Origin of the sequence: Halomonas meridiana (genome assembly GCF_009846525.1) — a bacterium.
GTDB lineage: Bacteria > Pseudomonadota > Gammaproteobacteria > Pseudomonadales > Halomonadaceae > Vreelandella.
In genome coordinates this window covers 2,044,685-2,061,502 of record NZ_CP024621.1, presented here as the reverse complement: position 1 = coordinate 2,061,502, position 16,818 = coordinate 2,044,685, and the positions used below count along the sequence as shown (strand labels likewise).

Annotated in this window: 15 protein-coding genes; 3 read left to right on the top strand and 12 right to left on the bottom strand. The window is 58.3% G+C overall.

Annotated elements, in window-relative coordinates; translation table 11 throughout:
* Positions 1 to 13: 13 nt before the first annotated feature.
* From nth to CTT34_RS09865, 12 genes are all read right to left on the bottom strand, one after another.
* Positions 14 to 652: an endonuclease III gene (gene nth, locus CTT34_RS09920; protein ID WP_159342291.1), complete on the bottom strand. Its 639-nt coding sequence runs from the start codon at positions 650 to 652 to the stop codon at positions 14 to 16.
* 29 nt (positions 653 to 681) lie between these two features.
* The gene (locus tag CTT34_RS09915; protein ID WP_159342290.1) at positions 682 to 1,383 is read right to left on the bottom strand and encodes an electron transport complex subunit E; all 702 of its coding nucleotides are present in this window, start codon (positions 1,381 to 1,383) and stop codon (positions 682 to 684) included.
* Positions 1,380 to 2,006, bottom strand: coding sequence for an RnfABCDGE type electron transport complex subunit G (locus CTT34_RS09910; RefSeq protein WP_159342289.1), 627 nt, complete (start codon positions 2,004 to 2,006; stop codon positions 1,380 to 1,382). The genes CTT34_RS09915 and CTT34_RS09910 overlap by 4 nt, the downstream gene beginning before the upstream one ends.
* Positions 2,003 to 3,034 carry an RnfABCDGE type electron transport complex subunit D gene (locus CTT34_RS09905; RefSeq protein WP_159342288.1) on the bottom strand — a complete coding sequence of 344 codons (1,032 nt, stop codon included), beginning with the start codon at positions 3,032 to 3,034 and terminating at the stop codon, positions 2,003 to 2,005. The genes CTT34_RS09910 and CTT34_RS09905 overlap by 4 nt, the downstream gene beginning before the upstream one ends.
* Complete coding sequence (rsxC, locus tag CTT34_RS09900) at positions 3,031 to 4,701, bottom strand: electron transport complex subunit RsxC (RefSeq protein WP_159342287.1); 1,671 nt, start codon at positions 4,699 to 4,701, stop codon at positions 3,031 to 3,033. The genes CTT34_RS09905 and rsxC overlap by 4 nt, the downstream gene beginning before the upstream one ends.
* Positions 4,688 to 5,269, bottom strand: a complete 582-nt coding sequence (gene rsxB / locus CTT34_RS09895; protein ID WP_159342286.1) for an electron transport complex subunit RsxB — start codon at positions 5,267 to 5,269, stop codon at positions 4,688 to 4,690. The genes rsxC and rsxB overlap by 14 nt, the downstream gene beginning before the upstream one ends.
* A gap of 5 nt (positions 5,270 to 5,274) precedes the next feature.
* Positions 5,275 to 5,856 (bottom strand): electron transport complex subunit RsxA, encoded by a 582-nt coding sequence (gene rsxA, locus CTT34_RS09890; RefSeq protein ID WP_159342285.1) that lies wholly within the window; start codon positions 5,854 to 5,856, stop codon positions 5,275 to 5,277.
* Positions 5,853 to 7,442 (bottom strand): sensor domain-containing diguanylate cyclase, encoded by a 1,590-nt coding sequence (locus CTT34_RS09885; RefSeq protein WP_159342284.1) that lies wholly within the window; start codon positions 7,440 to 7,442, stop codon positions 5,853 to 5,855. The genes rsxA and CTT34_RS09885 overlap by 4 nt, the downstream gene beginning before the upstream one ends.
* A 113-nt stretch (positions 7,443 to 7,555) precedes the next feature.
* Complete coding sequence (gene metG, locus CTT34_RS09880) at positions 7,556 to 9,592, bottom strand: methionine--tRNA ligase (RefSeq protein WP_159342283.1); 2,037 nt, start codon at positions 9,590 to 9,592, stop codon at positions 7,556 to 7,558.
* Positions 9,593 to 9,702: 110 nt separating this feature from the next.
* On the bottom strand, positions 9,703 to 9,984 hold the full coding sequence (locus CTT34_RS09875) for a hypothetical protein (RefSeq protein ID WP_159342282.1): 282 nt from the start codon (positions 9,982 to 9,984) through the stop codon (positions 9,703 to 9,705).
* 103 nt (positions 9,985 to 10,087) lie between these two features.
* Entirely contained in the window at positions 10,088 to 11,269 is a 1,182-nt protein-coding gene (locus tag CTT34_RS09870) for a 1-acyl-sn-glycerol-3-phosphate acyltransferase (protein WP_159342281.1), read from the bottom strand.
* Positions 11,270 to 11,326: 57 nt separating this feature from the next.
* The gene (locus CTT34_RS09865) at positions 11,327 to 12,265 is read right to left on the bottom strand and encodes a recombination-associated protein RdgC (protein ID WP_159342280.1); all 939 of its coding nucleotides are present in this window, start codon (positions 12,263 to 12,265) and stop codon (positions 11,327 to 11,329) included.
* 166 nt (positions 12,266 to 12,431) lie between these two features.
* Here CTT34_RS09865 and CTT34_RS09860 point away from each other — a divergent pair, with 166 nt between their 5' ends.
* From CTT34_RS09860 to serC, 3 genes are all read left to right on the top strand, one after another.
* The gene (locus CTT34_RS09860) at positions 12,432 to 12,866 is read left to right on the top strand and encodes an acyl-CoA thioesterase (protein WP_159342279.1); all 435 of its coding nucleotides are present in this window, start codon (positions 12,432 to 12,434) and stop codon (positions 12,864 to 12,866) included.
* A 165-nt stretch (positions 12,867 to 13,031) separates the two neighbouring features.
* Positions 13,032 to 15,731, top strand: coding sequence for a DNA gyrase subunit A (gene gyrA, locus CTT34_RS09855; protein ID WP_159342278.1), 2,700 nt, complete (start codon positions 13,032 to 13,034; stop codon positions 15,729 to 15,731).
* Entirely contained in the window at positions 15,715 to 16,818 is a 1,104-nt protein-coding gene (serC, locus tag CTT34_RS09850) for a 3-phosphoserine/phosphohydroxythreonine transaminase (protein WP_159342277.1), read from the top strand. Before gyrA ends, serC begins: the two co-directional genes overlap by 17 nt.

Below are 16,818 nucleotides of genomic sequence, written 5' to 3'. Positions count from 1 at the left end.
CATTGGCATGCCGTTAGGCAAGCTCGGTCTTTTCTTTATAGTCGCACAGATCTTCGATGATGCAGCTGCCGCAACGAGGTTTTCGCGCAATGCAGGTGTAGCGCCCGTGTAAAATCAGCCAGTGGTGGGCATCTCGTTTGAACACGCTAGGCACGTGGCGCAACAGCTTCTGCTCGACCTCGACGACGTCTTTACCCTTGGCGATACCGGTGCGGTTCGACACGCGAAAAATATGCGTATCTACCGCAATGGTGGGTTGGCCAAAGGCGGTATTCAGAATCACGTTAGCCGTTTTACGCCCGACGCCGGGCAGCGCTTCCAGCGCTTTGCGAGTGTTGGGCACTTCGCCACCATGTTGGTTGACCAGCAGGTGGCAGGTTTTCATCAGATTCTCTGCCTTGGTGTTGAAGAGCCCAATGGTTTTGATGTGCTGCTTCAGTCCATCGACGCCCAGCGCAATGATGGCCTCGGGTGTATTGGCGACCGGAAAGAGGGTGGCCGTTGCTTTATTGACGCCTACATCCGTGGCTTGAGCGGAAAGCAAGACCGCGGCCAACAGCTCGAATGGCGTGCTCCAGTTGAGCTCGGTAGTCGGGTGCGGGTTTTCCGCCTGAAGGCGCGCAAATATCTCATGACGCTTTTGAGCATTCATGGCGTGTTCTCTTGGTTATTGAATGGTGCTTATTTAATGGTGCCGGTGACCCGCACACGGCGCTCGGCTCGCGGTGCGACGTCGACGGGCCGAGCGCGGGCAGCACGACGCTGATCCAGCACGTTTTTTAGCGCGATCAGAAGCCCTGCCACGAAGAACGCGCCGGGGGGCAGGATGAAAAAGAGAAACTGGTAATCCGCCACCAGGGTGATCTGCCAGTGAGCGGCAACCGGCCCAAACAGCATCGCCATGTCGCTAAACAGCGTTCCTTGGCCCACCAGCTCGCGGATCGCACCCATCAGCACTAATACCGCACCAAAGCCCAGCCCCATCATCAGCCCATCGACGGCGGCAGGCAGCACGGGTTGGCGAGAGGCAAACGCATCCGCACGGCCCAAAATGGCGCAGTTCGTTACGATGAGCGGGATGAAAATCCCCAAAATTTGGTAAAGCGAGTAAGCAAACGCGGCCATTAACAGCTCGGCGCAGGTCACAAAGGCGGCAATTACCATCACAAACGCGGGGAGCCGCACGGCGCTAGGCACCTGATGGCGAATGAGTGAGATTGTTGTGCTGGCCCCTACCAAGACCAGCAGCGTGGCCAGCGCTAAGCCCAGCGCATTCACCACCGTGGCGCTGACGGCCAGCAGCGGGCAAAGCCCCAGTAGCTGCACCAGCGCCGGGTTATTCGACCAAAGCCCCTCTCGGGCAAGCTGTCTCCACTGGCTCATGGCGTGGGCTCCTGCTGAACGAGTTCGCGCTGATAGTAGCGCAGCGCCTCATGAACGGCGTTAATGACGGCCCGTGGGGTAATCGTTGCGCCGGTGAAACTGTCGAATTCGCCGCCCTCTTTGCTCACGGCCCAGCCGCTTGGGGGCAGGCTTTCAAGGCTTAGGCCGTTGAATGACGTGATCCAGGCGCTGCGTGACCTCTCGATATCATCGCCAAGCCCTGGCGTCTCTTGGTGGTGAGTCACCCGCACCCCGGTGAGTTGCCCGCTTTGGTTGATGGCGACTAGCAGGCGAATTTCACCGTTATACCCTTGGCGTGTCACGACCGGCAGAATGGTGGCGGCTTCGCTACCTTGCTGCACCCGCCAACCCTCTTGAGGAGTGCGGTGCCCCAATGGCGCCGAGTCGGGTAGCGAAAACGCGCTCTCCAACACGGTTTGAACCGGCACCGAGGCCAGCGAAGCGGGCAGCACCTCCTGCAACTGACGATGCTGATAAGCAAGCTGGTGCGCGGCAATGCGCTCCGCGGTCACTGCGCGGGTGAGGGCGACGCTGCCGGCAGTGACCAGAGCAAACAGGCCAAGGGCCAGCGCGCCACGCAGCATGGCGTGTTGAGTGGTCATGGCGCGCTCTTCCTCTCATCAGGCCGAGCGGTAGCTTGACCGACCGGGCGTGGCACGCTGACCATGTCCAGCAGCGGTACGCAGAGATTCATCAGCAGCACGGCAAAGGCGATGGCATCCGGGTAGCCGCCTAAATTGCGAATAAGGATGACCAGCACGCCAATGCCCGCACCGTACAGCAGCTTGCCCTGGCGGCTGGTGGCCGCTGAGACCGGGTCGGTGGCAATAAAGAAGGCACCAAACAGCGTCGCCCCGGTGAGCAGATGAAACAGCGGTGAGGCAAAGTGGCTAGTGTCACTGGCGTAAAACAGCGCTGAGAACAGCATCATACTGCCCAGCATCGCGACCGGAATATGCCAACTTATCAGCCGCTTGGCGATCAACACCACGCCCCCTGCCAGCCATGCCAGCGCGATATTACGCCAAGCCGACAACGTTCCTTCAGGGAGCGGCGACGATGCCCAGAACTCGCTGGCGAGCACGGCGTCGCCTTTATGTTTGAAGGCATCTAAGGGGGTGGCACCGCTCAAGGCATCTAGCGCGGACACGGGGACAGTACCCAAGATTTGTGGCCATAGTGACTCGGGCCATAGCGGTTGGGGCAGTGCCCAGAGCGTCATATGGGTGGGAAACGACACCAGCAGCAGCGCATAGCCCACCATCGCAGGGTTGAACGGATTGTGGCCCAAGCCGCCATAGAGCTGTTTCGCGACGACGACTGCGGCGATCACCCCTACGCCCATTAGCCACCAGGGGCTCGCAGGTGGCAACGAGGCGCCTAGCAACACGCCAGTGAGCAGGGCGCTGGAGTCGTTGAGCGTCGGCCAAACGGGGCGGTGTCGCAGGCGCAGAATGAGCGCTTCAGCGGCGACGGCCCAAAGCGCCGCGATCAGTACGTTGCTGAGTACCCCTAGGCCAAAATAGAGCGTCATCACCGCAAGGCCCGGAAGCGTGGCGGCGATGACCCAGCGCATCACATGGGCTGTTGATGGTGCTTTACCCAGCTGGGGGGCGTGCATCATGCTCATGGCGCTTCCTTCTGTTCACTGGCGGCGCGAGCTTCGGTTAATCGTGCTTCTGCCGCTTTGAGATTCTCTTGGGCAGTGGCGAGCTGGGTCTCCAAATCGTCGTGGCGCTGCTGCGGGTCTTGAGCGGCGGCCCGTGCCAGTACTTTCTCCGCTTTTCGCACTGCGGCTTTGGCGGCCGTTTGAGCGATGCGCAGGCTGCGAAGGTCTGCCACGGGAGCGGTTTGAGTGCCCGTAGCGTCGCTGGAAGCGGACTGCTGCTGGGCGAGCCGTGCCTGACGGCGCGCCTTCTTCTCCGCTTCTTCCCTGGCCAGCCGCGCTTGGCGGAACTCAAAGCGGTGCTTGGCGTGTTCCGCTTTGGCGGTTTCGATGCGTTTATGCCGAATACGCTGTTTGGAGGAGCGGTAGTCCTGCACCAAAGGGATCGCGCTGGGGCAAACGTAGCTGCAGGCACCGCACTCAATGCAGTCGAATAGATGATGGGCTTCAAGGGCGGCATCGTTTTCGGCACGGGCGTACCAGTGCAACTGCTGGGGAAGCAGTTGAGCAGGACACACACTTTCACAAGCGCCGCAGCGAATGCAGGGGGCTTCTGCGGGTGCTGGCGGCAGCTCCTCTTTTGTCGCGGCAATCAGGCAGTTGGTCGTTTTGGTAACGGAGGCCTCTAATGACGTAAGCGGCGTGCCCATCATCGGCCCCCCGACCACCACTTGATGAAGCCGCTCGCGGGCCACGCCAACATGTTCGAGCAGCGTGTCTACCGAGGTGCCTACACGAACCCAGTAGTTGCCGGGCTGGGTAATGGCATCACCGGTTAGGGTAACGACCCTTGCGACCAGCGGTTGTCCATCACGAACGGCGTGTAGCGCCGCGAGCAGCGTGCCGGGGTTATGGCAGAGCACGCCGATATCCGCCGGTAGCCCACCGCTAGGCACTTCGCGGTTCAGCAGCTTTTTAATCAGCTGGCGCTCTCCGCCGCTCGGATAGCGAGTCCCGATTATCTTCAGCGTCATGCTCGCGAGCGGTTCGCTGTCAGCACTGACCGTAAGGAGGGCTTGTAGGGCCTGAATAGCCTCAGGCTTGTTATCTTCGATACCGACGATGATGTGCGCGGCTCCGCATAGGCGAGCCAGCAATTGAGCCCCCTCAAGCACATCCGACGCATAGTGGCGAAGCGTGAGGTCATCGGCGGTAATATAAGGCTCGCACTCGGCGGCATTGACCACCAGCGTATCAATGGCGTGGTGCTCGTTGACTTGAGCTTTGATATAGGTCGGAAAGCCCGCACCACCCAGCCCAATAAGCCCGCTGTCATCAAGCCGTTCCAGCAGCGCGTCGCGCTCTGCGGTTCGCCAATCCAGCGGTGGCAGCGTGGTCCAGCGATCTTCGCCATCGCCTTGAATGATGATCGCGCGGTCGGTGATCTCGATCACGGTGCCGCTGATACTGGCGTGCACATTAGCTGAGACCATGCCATCTCGGCGGGCGACTAGTGTGCCTGTTTTGACCGCATCGCCCACGTTGACGCAGGGAAGCGCCGCTTTACCGGTATGTTGCGACAGCGGTAGCGTTACCTCACTGGGCAACGGCGCGGTGCGCAGCGGCGCTTGATTGGAGCGCTCTTTACGTTCAGGCGGGTAGATGCCGCCGGGAAACTCATAGGCTGGCATGCGCGCTCCTCAATGGCTGGCGGTCGCTCGCGATGGGCTCCCACTGTGTCAGCGGTTTGCGTCTGGGCAGCATGTCGATGCAGTCCACCGGGCAGGGGGCTACGCAGAGGTCGCAGCCGGTGCACTCGTCTTCGATTACGGTATGCATCTGTTTGGCTGCGCCAATAATGGCATCTACCGGGCACGCCTGAATGCACTTGGTGCAGCCGATACACTCGGCTTCACGGATATACGCCACGGTATCTTCACTGGCTGCTTCCCCATCGAGCGGGGCAGGGTCGCGGCCGAGCATATCCGCTAGGGCGAGAATGGTAGCCTCACCGCCGGGAGGGCATTTATTGATGGCATCGCCATGATTGATCGCTTCAGCGTAGGGGCGACAGCCGGGATAGCCGCACTGGCCACATTGGGTTTGTGGCAGCAGTGCATCGATTTTTTCGACCAGCGGGTTCTCTTCACCTTTAAAGCGCGCGCTCGCCATGCCGAGTAGCGCGCCAAACACGATGCCCAGACCGGTGAGCACGCCGACGGCGCTGAGCACGCCCCACCATGAAAATGAATCGCTCATGGTCGTTACCCCTGTACGAGTCCGGAAAATCCAAGGAACGCCAGTGACATGAGACTGGCGGTAATCATGGCAATCGCGGCGCCGCGAAAGGGCTTGGGCACATCTGCGCTGGCCAAGCGCTCACGCATGGCGGCAAACAGTACAAGCACCATCGAAAAGCCTAACGCAGCGCCCAGGCCATACAGCGTGGTATGAAAAAAGCTCAGCTCTCGGTTCAGCGACAGCAGCGCCACGCCGAGGACGGCGCAGTTGGTAGTAATCAGCGGGAGAAAAATACCCAGCACCTGATGCAGTAACGGGCTGAGCTGGCGCACCATGATTTCGGTGAACTGCACCACGGCGGCAATCACGACGATAAAACTAATGGTACGCAGGTAGGTAATATCCAGCGGTACCAGCAGGCCGTGATAGACCACGTAGCTAGCGGCGGAGGCTAGCGTCAATACGAACGTGGTGGCCAACGACATGCCCATCGCCGATTCGAGTTTGTTAGAGACACCCATGAACGGGCATAGCCCAAGAAATTGGACCAATACAAAGTTGTTGACCAGCGCGGTGCTGACCAAAATAACGAAGAGTTCATTCATGACGGCGTATTTTGCTTAGAAACAGGGCAGCTGGCTAGAGGGGGCTCGAAGAGCACGACACGGTGTCGTCCTTGCGCTTTGGCTAGGTAGAGCGCTTGGTCAGCGGTGGCCATGACCGCGCTGGGCAGCAGTGTCTCGCTATCGCTGAGCATGCCAATACCGACGCTAATCGTCACGTAGTGGCTCACCGGCGAGGTCCCATGGGGTAAGCGGAGCTGGTCGACGGCATGTATCAGCGCGTGGGCAAATGCTTTCGCCTGTTGGGGCGTGGCTCCCGGGAGCAGGGCGCTAAACTCCTCGCCGCCGGTGCGGGCAATGAGTACGTCGTGGCGAATGGCCTCGTTTTGCAATGCCGTGGCGACTTTCTTCAAGCACTCGTCGCCTTGCTGGTGACCGTAGTCGTCGTTGTAGAGCTTGAAGTGGTCGATATCCAGCATCATGACGGCCAGCGGTACGTTGTGTTCGTTGGCGTGGCTTACGCCATCGATCAAGCGCTGATCGAACAGCCGCCGGTTGGGAAGCTCCGTCAAAGAGTCGTGGGTCGACATGCGCAGCAGTTCCGCATTGAGCTGTTGCTGACAGGTGAGCTGCTCCAGGTATGCCCTGGCAAGCAGGCCGATTTCATCCCGACGCAGGGTCAAGTGATCACTGTCAGGGGAGGGGCATGAAGGTTGTGTCAACGCCGTGAGCTGGCGCAGAGGCTTGAGCACCATACGCTCTAACAGTAATAGTACCATGCCAATGACGAGCAGCATCAAACCGGCTGTCCAGGCCAGGATGTAGCGAAAAGTAGTAAGACTTGCCAAGTACTGCACACGATTTAATTCGATCCCTAGCGAGACGGCCTCGTTCGTGCCGAAGGCAGGAAATTGCTGAGAGGCACGTACCTGGTCGCCAGAGAAGGTAAGTTCGGTCGGTTGGTCGGCGTCATAGGGCGTGACATCGAGTGAAAGAGGAAGTCCGGTGTAATCGACCATCCGTTCGAGCCAAGCGTCATCCATCGCACGCACTTTGAACAGCCAGCCGTTGGGCGGACCGCTTTCATCTGTGTGTAAAATCTGGCTGGCAGCCACGATGGCAGGCCACTGTTCGATATACAGCGCCGTTGGGTCGACGTGCTCGGCCATTGCCGATTGCATGGTCTCGACCCAGGGAGCCATCCACGCACAGCGGTCAACGGCGGCGGTGCAAGTTTGATAACGCCCAGTGGTTGGCTCCAACCCTGCCAAGAAATGAACGTCGCCTTGCAGCGTAAAAAACGCCATCAGGTGGTAGTTCATGTCCTCGAACATCTGTTGGCTAAAGTTGACGTCGCGGTAGCGAGGGTTAGTGCCTTCGATGAACCGGTAGGTATCGTCCCAGTGTGACCAGTCCCGTGCTTGTGCCAGCAGGTTCTCTTGGTTGAGCATCAGGCTGCGTGTCGCTCGGTCCAGTTCGCGCTGAACGGCGGTGCGCTCTTCGGCCTGTAGCGCCGGAAATATCAGCCATTTGCTGATGACCGCGAGCGCTATCATTGCGACGATTAATAACCCGCCAAGCACGGCAAAGAAACGAAAACGCAATGACACGGAGAGGCGCTGGCCCATAAAACACACTCATGTTGAAGTGAATGACGACCACTAACGATAAGAATGGACGTCGCTTAAACACAAAAGGGGCAGGCTGCGCGCCTTGCCCCTTTCGTCCGTGAACGGCGGCGTTACGTTACACGCTGACCCGGTTCAGCGCCAGCATCGGGCGAAAGCAAATAAATGCCATCGTTGTTGGCAGAGGCCAGCACCATGCCTTCGGAAACGCCAAAGCGCATTTTGCGGGGTGCCAAGTTAGCCACCATCACCGTCAATCGACCTTCCAGCGCCTCTGGCGAATAAGCCGAGCGGATCCCCGAGAAAACGTTGCGGGTTTCGCCGCCCAAATCTAGAGTGAGCTGAAGCAGTTTGTCGGCCCCCTCGACGTATTGCGCTTTGGCAATTCGGGCAATCCGCAGGTCGACTTTGGCAAACTCGTCAAAGCTAATGCCTGCCGCGATGGGCTCGTCGGCCAGTGGGCCTTTCGGGGCGTTCTTTAGCTTCTGCTCTTCTACCAAATCTTCCTTCGAGGACTCGATCATGGCGTCGATCTTGTCCCGCTCTACCCGTATCATCAGCGGTTTGAACTTGTTGATCGGGTGGTTGACCAGTACGTTAACACGGCTTTCCCAATTCAGAGTGTCAACATTTATGAATTCGCGGGCTTGCTCGGCCATGGCTGGGACAACCGGTGCCAAGTAGACCATCAGCTGACGGAACAGGTTGATGCCCACCGAGCAGATCTCCAGCACTTCCTGATCGCGGCCCTCTTGCTTAGCGAGTGCCCAGGGCTCTTTCTCGGCAATGTAGGTATTGGCTTCATCGGCCAGTTCCATGATTTTGCGCATGGCGCGGCTGAATTCACGCGCTTCGAAATCGGCGGCGATCTCGTCACCAGCAGCGATGAAACGGGCAACCATTTGCGGCTCGGCACAGTGCGCTGAGAGCGTGCCGCCGCCGAGTTTTTTGACAAAACCGGCACAGCGGCTGGCGATGTTTACGACCTTGCCGACGAGATCTGAATTGACTCGGGCCGCGAAGTCGTCAAGATTGAGGTCAAGATCGTCTACTTTCGACGTGAGCTTGGCAGCAAAGTAGTAACGCAGATACTCAGGGTTGAGGTGTTCGGCGTAAGTGGCGGCTTTGATGAAGGTGCCGCGCGATTTCGACATCTTTGCACCATCGACGGTCAAGAAACCGTGACAGTTGACTGCCGTCGGCGTGCGCAGCTCGGCACCGTGAAGCATGGCGGGCCAGAACAGCGCGTGGAAATAGACGATGTCCTTGCCAATGAAGTGATAGACCTCGGCGTCCGACTCTTTTTTCCAGAAACTATCGAAATCGATCCCATCGCGTTCGCACAGATGCTTGAAGCTGGCGAGGTAGCCGATGGGCGCGTCTAGCCATACGTAGAAGTACTTGCCCGGCGCATCGGGAATTTCAAAACCGAAGTAGGGCGCGTCGCGGGAAATGTCCCACTCGTTGAAGCCCGACTCGAACCACTCCATCAGCTTGTTGCGGATTTGTGGCTGTACGTGACCATCATTGATCCACTGCTGTAAAAAGTCAGCGAAGTCCGGCAGTTTGAAGAAGTAGTGCGTCGAACTGCGCACCTCGGGCGTCGCACCCGAGATGGCGGACACCGGGTTGATCAGATCCGCCGGTGTGTAGGTCGCGCCGCATTTTTCGCAGTTATCGCCGTACTGGTCGTCTGCGTGGCACTTTGGGCAGGTGCCTTTGATGAACCGGTCGGCAAGAAACAGCCCTTTCTGCGGATCGAACATTTGCTCGATATCGCGGGTCGCGATATGACCTTTGTCCCGCAGGCGAGTGTAGATCAGCTCGCTGAAGTAGCGGTTTTCATCCGAGTGAGTGGAGTGGTAGTTATCGAACCCCACACCAAAGCGGGCGAAATCTTCCTGGTGGTCTTGAGAAACCCGTTCAATCAAGGCTTCTGGGGAAATCCCTTCCTGCTCGGCGCGTAGCATGATCGCGGTGCCGTGAGCATCGTCGGCACAGACGTAGTAACACTGCTGGCCACGGCTTTTTTGAAAGCGTACCCAGATGTCCGTTTGAATGTATTCCAGCAGGTGGCCGAGGTGAATGGCGCCGTTGGCATAGGGAAGGGCGCTCGTCACCAGAATGTTGCGCGGGGCAGTATTGGACATGGTGAATGAAAATTCCGGTTAGACAATACAAATAAAGACGGCGAAGGGGTGGTGCTTCGCCGGTAACGTCATGTTGAGTGCGTGCTCGTACCCAGGAGTGTGGCCGAGGCTTAGTACAGCGCCTGCTCTTCTTGCACCACTTCGCGTAACAGCTCTAGAAACAGTTTGTCTGCCTCGGAGTGTTCGGCCGGGTCTTCAGGAATATGCACGCTGGTGGTGTCTGAAATTTCATTGGCAATACGCGCCATGATGGCGGGGCTGCTGCCTTCGGTGAGCTGGGTGCGGGCAATGGCCAGTGACTGCTCGAGAATTTTCGGGTCCTGCAGTAACTTGCGAATGAAGCCGCGTAGCTCGTTGATGATACGTGTTTTTTGAATTTCTGATGCGGACATAGGGAGTCTCCTTAAGACCGCGCTTGGTGAAGCTACCAAGCGAGACCAATGAATGCCTTGACCATAGCACTTTTTCTAACCGTGAGCATGCGCAGATTGGTCGCTACAGGCTCAGACGCCCAGCCTTGTGCTTCACCGGGTTGGCGTACTGTGCGAGCCAGTAAGGCCGCAGCGCTTCAGGCACGCTGGCTAGGCGCGCTTTGAAGCGCTCCCGGTCCTGGCGAGTAATCGCTTTACGGGCGACCAGCTCCGGCGACTCGCCTAATGTTTCCAGTGCAAGATAGTGACTGGGGAAGAGGCGATAGCCACCAATGACTTGGCGGTCGATCTCAGCGGCGACTTCATCGGGCGTGGCCATATCGGCACCGACGGGCGTACCAAATTTGAGCTGTACGCGACCTTTGGAGCCTGTGATGCCCGCGACGATCGAGCGAATGTCTTCGAACTCCCCCTTGGCGTAGCTGCCTTGTTTCGCAATGTCGTGAAGCTCTTGGGCTTTTTGCACATCGCAAGGGTCGTATTCGTAGCTGATGGATACCGGCACGAGTTTTAATTCGGCAATGGCATCGCCAAACACCATGTCGCGCTCGGCGTGACGCTTGGCCATGGTGAGCATTTTGATAATGGCGGGGTCGGTGCGGTCAATGCCGTTCTTGGCACGGCCTTCGCGCTGAGCCATCCAAATGGAGTGATTGTCGTCGGTAATCGAGTGACGGATGTACGACGAGAGCTGCTGGTAAGCAGCCAGCATGGCTCGTTTGCCGCGAGCGCTGCGGGGTACGATGAAGCTTTTGTTGAGCCGCATGAGGTCGGTGACATAAGGTTTCTTTAACAAATTGTCACCGATCGCGATGCGCACGGTATCCCGACCCGCTTCGTAGAGCGCGTAATTCACGAAGGCAGGGTCCAGTGAGATATCGCGATGGTTGCCAATGAAGAGGTAGGCACTATGGTCGTCGAGCTTGTCGAGCCCCGAGACGTCGAATGCATCGGTCGTCGTGCGGATCATGCGCACCATATAGCTGGCGATACGCATTTGGAATTCGCGAACGCTGGTGACCCCCTTTACCTCGCGCCGAACGGCATGGCTTGCCAATGCGCGCGCCACTGGCGGCGCCCACTTGGCCATGCGTGGCAGCCGGAAGCGGGTCAGCGCATCGAGCAGCTCGCTATCGCGGGAAAGCCGTTCAAGAACATCGGCCACCTCGTGATCCATATAAGGGCGAATATCCGCCCAAGGGTCATTCGGTGAGTCAGCGTTGGGTGCGTTATTGTGATGAGTCATGCGATCCGTTGGATATCAGCAAAATAATCGGGTTACGGCGGCTATCTGTCTCGTGGCTTAGGCGTCTGGCTGGGCCGTCGGTTCCCGCTGAGTTTCGCCACCTAACCATTCGAGCAGGCGGGTAATATCGTCAGACAGCGCTTGGGCCATTAGGATGAAGTCGGTTTCCAAGCGGGCGAGCGCATCGTCGCCGTCGTCGGCATGGTCCGCTTCTTCGATGAGCGCGTCGCCAAAACGTAGCGATTTGAGCGCTAGATCGTCGTGCAGCACGAAACTTAGGCGGCCTTCGAGACTCATGGCGAGTTTGCTGGCTTGGCGCCCGCTTTCGAGCAGCTGCTGGATTTCATCGCTATCGAGATCAACCTGGCGTGCACGCAGTACGCCGTCGTCGCCTTTAGCCTTTAACTCCACCTGGTCGCCAAGCTGGAGGTCGGCAGGACGGCTGGCCGGGTCGCCAAGCCAGGTGGTCATGGCGCGAATGGGCAGCGTCTGGCTACTAAGCGGCGTGGCTTTCAAGCTGCCTAAGGTTTCGCGCAGCAGGTCCAAGACATCCTCGGCGCGGGTGCGCGAGCTGGCATTCACACCGATGAGCTGGCGTTTGGTGTCCCACCAGAGGTCGATTTTTTGGCTGCGGACAAAGGCGCGGGGCAGGAGTGCTTCGGTGACCTGCTCTTTAAGCGCCGTTTTTTCCTTACGGGTTACTTTGCGCCCTTCGCTGGCCTCGATCTCAGCGACTTTTTCATCGACTTCCTCTTTGACGACCGATGCAGGAAGCAGGCGTTCCTGGCGCAGGGCCGAGAGTAGGCGGTGCCCCTGAATTTCATGGACACGCTGGTCGCCGCCTAGCCGCCCAGCAGGAGCCGTCCAGCCTAAACGGCGTGCATCCGCATTACCCAGCGGCTTGGCCGCATGCTCATCCAGTGCGTTGGCCAGCGTTTGGCTATCTAGCTCGGGAGCGCCGTGCAGGCGATATAAATGCAGGTGCTTAAACCACATGTCACCGATCCTATGAAAAAGGTGGCACATTATGTCGAAACCAAGCCTTTCCTACCAGCACCTTGGCGTGGCGACTTGTTGTTGCACTGGTTTTAAACTTGTGTTTGATTTGCAAGGTGTTAATGATTCCTTGCCCATTTTTATAAGCAGTGAACAAGAGGATGCTATGTCTGAGTCAATCTCACAGGTTGGTATGCGGGTTCGTGGCTACCATTTGGATGGCTATGGTCATGTCAACAATGCGCGCTATCTGGAGTTCATGGAGGAGGGGCGCTGGGCATTTTTCGACGAGCACCCACGGCTCATCCAGCAGCTTCATAGTGCGGGGCGAGCCTTCGTCGTGGTCAATTTGAACATCGACTATCGCGCCGCGGCCGTCCAGGGGGACGATTTGCAGGTATTGACGGGCATCGTCGACGTGGGTGAGCGCAGTGCGCTGTGCCACCACCGCATCGTGCGGGCCGACGGTACCCTGATCGCTCAGGCCGACCTCACCTTCGTCCTGTTGGATGTCAAGGCCAACAAAGCTGCCGCCATTGAGGGGGAAGTACGCGAGGTGCTGCAGGGGATGGTCGTGGCCAAGGAGGCGTTTACAGCCTAAATGGCAATGGCAGTGTCACCGACTGCCCTTGATGCGCATGCAGTGGTATGATGACACGGTATCTGCGCGCCGCCTTCTTGTACTCGGTCTCGTACGACGAAAGGCGGCATTTTCAAGCGCTTTCAACTCTCGCAGTGCCAATGCAGTGCAAAGGATCTGACTTTCATGGGTGACATCGCCAGAGAAATCTTGCCCGTCAATATTGAAGACGAGCTAAAACAGTCGTATCTCGACTATGCGATGAGTGTCATTATCGGCCGCGCGCTACCTGATGTGCGCGACGGCTTGAAGCCCGTTCACCGGCGTGTGCTGTTTGCCATGCACGAACTGGGCAATGACTGGAATAAACCGTACAAGAAGTCGGCGCGTGTCGTCGGCGATGTCATCGGTAAATACCATCCGCACGGTGACAGTGCGGTGTATGACACCATCGTACGGATGGCTCAGCACTTCTCCATGCGTCACGTGCTGGTGGATGGTCAAGGCAACTTTGGTTCCATCGATGGTGATAACGCGGCAGCCATGCGTTACACCGAAGTGCGCATGGCGCGACTGGCGCACGAGCTGCTGGCGGATCTTGAAAAAGACACGGTCGACTGGGTCGATAACTACGACGGCACCGAGCGCATTCCAGAAGTGCTGCCGACCAAAGTGCCCAACCTGCTGATCAACGGATCGTCGGGAATCGCGGTCGGTATGGCGACGAACATTCCGCCCCATAACATGCGGGAAGTGATCGACGGCTGCTTGGCCCTTATCGACGACTACACGCTGTCAGTGGATGATCTGATGCAGTACATCCCCGGGCCGGATTTCCCTACCGGGGGCATCATCAATGGCCGCGCGGGCATTCTCGATGCGTACCGTACCGGGCGTGGGCGTATCTACGTACGCGCCTGCCACACCATCGAGCACGACGATAAAACCGGCCGCGATCACATCATCATCACCGAGCTGCCGTATCAGGTGAACAAGGCGCGGTTGATCGAGAAGATTGCCGAGCTAGTCAAAGAGAAAAAGATCGAGGGTATCGCAGAGCTTCGCGACGAGTCGGATAAAGACGGCCTGCGCGTGGTGATCGAGATCAAACGGGGGGAGTCGGGCGATGTAGTCGTCAATAACCTGTTTGCCCAAACCCAGCTGCAGAACGTGTTCGGTATCAACATGGTGGCGCTGGAGAACGGCCAGCCGCGGACGCTCAATCTCAAAGAGATGCTCGAGGCGTTCATTCGTCACCGTCGTGAAGTCGTTACTCGCCGTACGCTGTTCGAACTCAAGAAAGCCCGTGAGCGTGGCCATCTGTTGGAAGGTTTGGCAGTGGCCATTTCCAACATCGATGAAGTCATCGAGCTGATCAAGGCATCCCCCAACGCAGCGGAAGCCCGTGAAAAACTGCTGGCGAAGGTGTGGAAGCCGGGCCAAGTCACCGCCATGCTCGAGCGCGCCGGTGCGACCTCTTGCAAGCCGGAAGATCTGGAAGAGGGCTTTGGCCTCAATCCCTCTGCTACCGAGTACCGACTCTCTCCCGCGCAGGCACAGGCCATTCTAGAGCTGCGGTTGCACCGTTTGACCGGGCTCGAAACCGAAAAGCTGCTCGATGAGTATCTGTCGATTCTGGAAAAGATCGCCGAATTCACGGAGATTCTGGCGTCTGCCGATCGCCTGATGGACGTGATCCGCGAAGAGCTGCACGCGGTGCGTGATCAGTTCGGTGATGATCGCCGTACGGAGATTCAGGCCAGCCATCTGGACCTCTCCATTGAAGATCTCATTGCAGAAGAGGACATGGTGGTGACCGTGTCCCGCTCTGGCTATGCGAAGACACAGCCGCTATCGGATTATCAAGCGCAGCGTCGCGGTGGCCGTGGCAAGTCGGCGACGTCCATGAAAGACGAGGACGTCATCGAGCACCTGCTGGTGGCCTCGACCCACGACACTGTGCTGCTCTTCTCCAACCGTGGCAAGGTCTACTGGCTGAAAGTGTACGAGATGCCGAACGCCAGCCGCGGCTCTCGTGGCAAGCCGTTGGTGAACATGTTGCCGCTGGAAGAGGGCGAGTCAGTCAACGCCATTCTCCCGGTTCGGGATTATGACCCCGAGCATTACATCTTCTTCGCTACCGCGAAGGGCACGGTGAAACGTACCAGCCTCGAGCAGTTCTCGCGCCCGCGTAGCGTTGGCCTGATTGCGATTGACCTGGAAGAGGGTGACCGCTTGGTAGGTGCTGCGATTACCTCGGGTTCCGATCACGCGATGCTGCTCTCTTCCAATGGTAAAGCGATCCGTTTCGAAGAGGGCAATGTGCGCGCCATGGGCCGTACTGCTCGCGGCGTGCGCGGTATGCGATTGGCAGGCGATGCGGAAGTGATCAGCTTGATCATTCCCAAGAGCCAGCAGATCGATGCTGAGGCCGACACCGATGCCGAGATAGATGCGCAAGCAGACGCGGCGACCCCCGCTCAGGGCGAAGGACAAATTTATATCTTGACGGCCAGTGAGAATGGCTACGGCAAGCGCACCCGACTCGAAGAGTTCCCGCTGCGTGGCCGGGGTGGCCAGGGTGTCATCGCTATGCAGACCAGTGAGCGGAACGGTTCGCTGGTGGCTGCGATGCAGGTGTACGACAGCGACGAAATGATGCTGATCACCGATCGCGGCACGTTGGTGCGCACCCGCGTGGAGGAGGTGTCGACCACTTCGCGCAATACGCAAGGGGTCATGTTGATTCGCTTGGGTAAAGAAGAAAAATTGGTGAAAACCGTTCGCGTGGATGAGCCTGAAGAGACGGATGACGTAGACACGGGCGAGCCAGCAGACGCAGACAATGGCGCACAGGAACCGGGAACCGATGACACGTCATTATAATTTTTGCGCAGGGCCTGCGGCCCTGCCCAGCGCCGTACTTGAGCGGGCCCGTGACGAGCTGCTTGACTATCAAGGACGCGGCTTGTCGGTCATGGAGATGAGCCACCGCAGCGATGAATTCGTGGCGATTGCAGAGCGCGCCGAAGCAGATTTGCGCGAGCTGCTGGTGATTCCGAGCGATTATCGGGTGCTCTTCTTACAGGGCGGCGCAAGCATGCAGTTTTCGATGCTGCCGATGAACTTGCTGGGGCAAGGGGGAAGCGCAAACTTCATCCAAACCGGTATTTGGGGGAAGAAGGCGCTGAGCGAAGCCAAACGCCTTGGCTTTGAGTGCCATCTAGCGGCCAGCAGTGAGGCAAATGGGCAAACGGCCGTCCCTGATCAAGCCTCGCTGGCTATCAGCGATGACGCTGCCTATTTGCACTACACCTCCAACGAAACCATTGGCGGTTTGGAGTTCGACTATATCCCGCAGGCGATTCGGGCAGATGGCAAAGCCGTGCCGCTGGTGTGCGATATGTCGTCGAACATTCTCTCTGGCCCCATTGATGTTAGTGAGTATGGCGTCATTTATGCTGGCGCTCAGAAGAACATTGGTCCGGCAGGCTTGACCATCGTTGTGGTGCGCGATGACCTGCTGGGGCGCGCGCCAAGCACCATTCCGTCACTATTCGATTATCAGCTGCTGGCGGAAGCGGGTTCCATGGTGAACACGCCACCTACGTACGCGTGGTACTTATCGGGCCTCGTTTTTCAATGGCTGAAAAACGACGTGGGTGGCCTGGAAGCGATGGAGGCGATGAATCAGCGCAAAGCGCAAAAGCTGTATGCGGCTATCGATGCCAGCCATTTTTACCGCAACCCCATCGCCATACCGAACCGTTCGCGGATGAACGTACCGTTCGTACTGGCCGACGAGCGTTTGGATAACGCGTTCTTACAAGAAGCCGATGAGGCAGGGCTGCTCAATTTGAAAGGTCATCGCAGCGTCGGTGGCATGCGCGCTAGCTTGTACAACGCCGTTCCCGAAGAGGCGGTCGATGCTTTGATTGCCTTCATGGCGGATTTCGAACAACGAAGAGGCTAA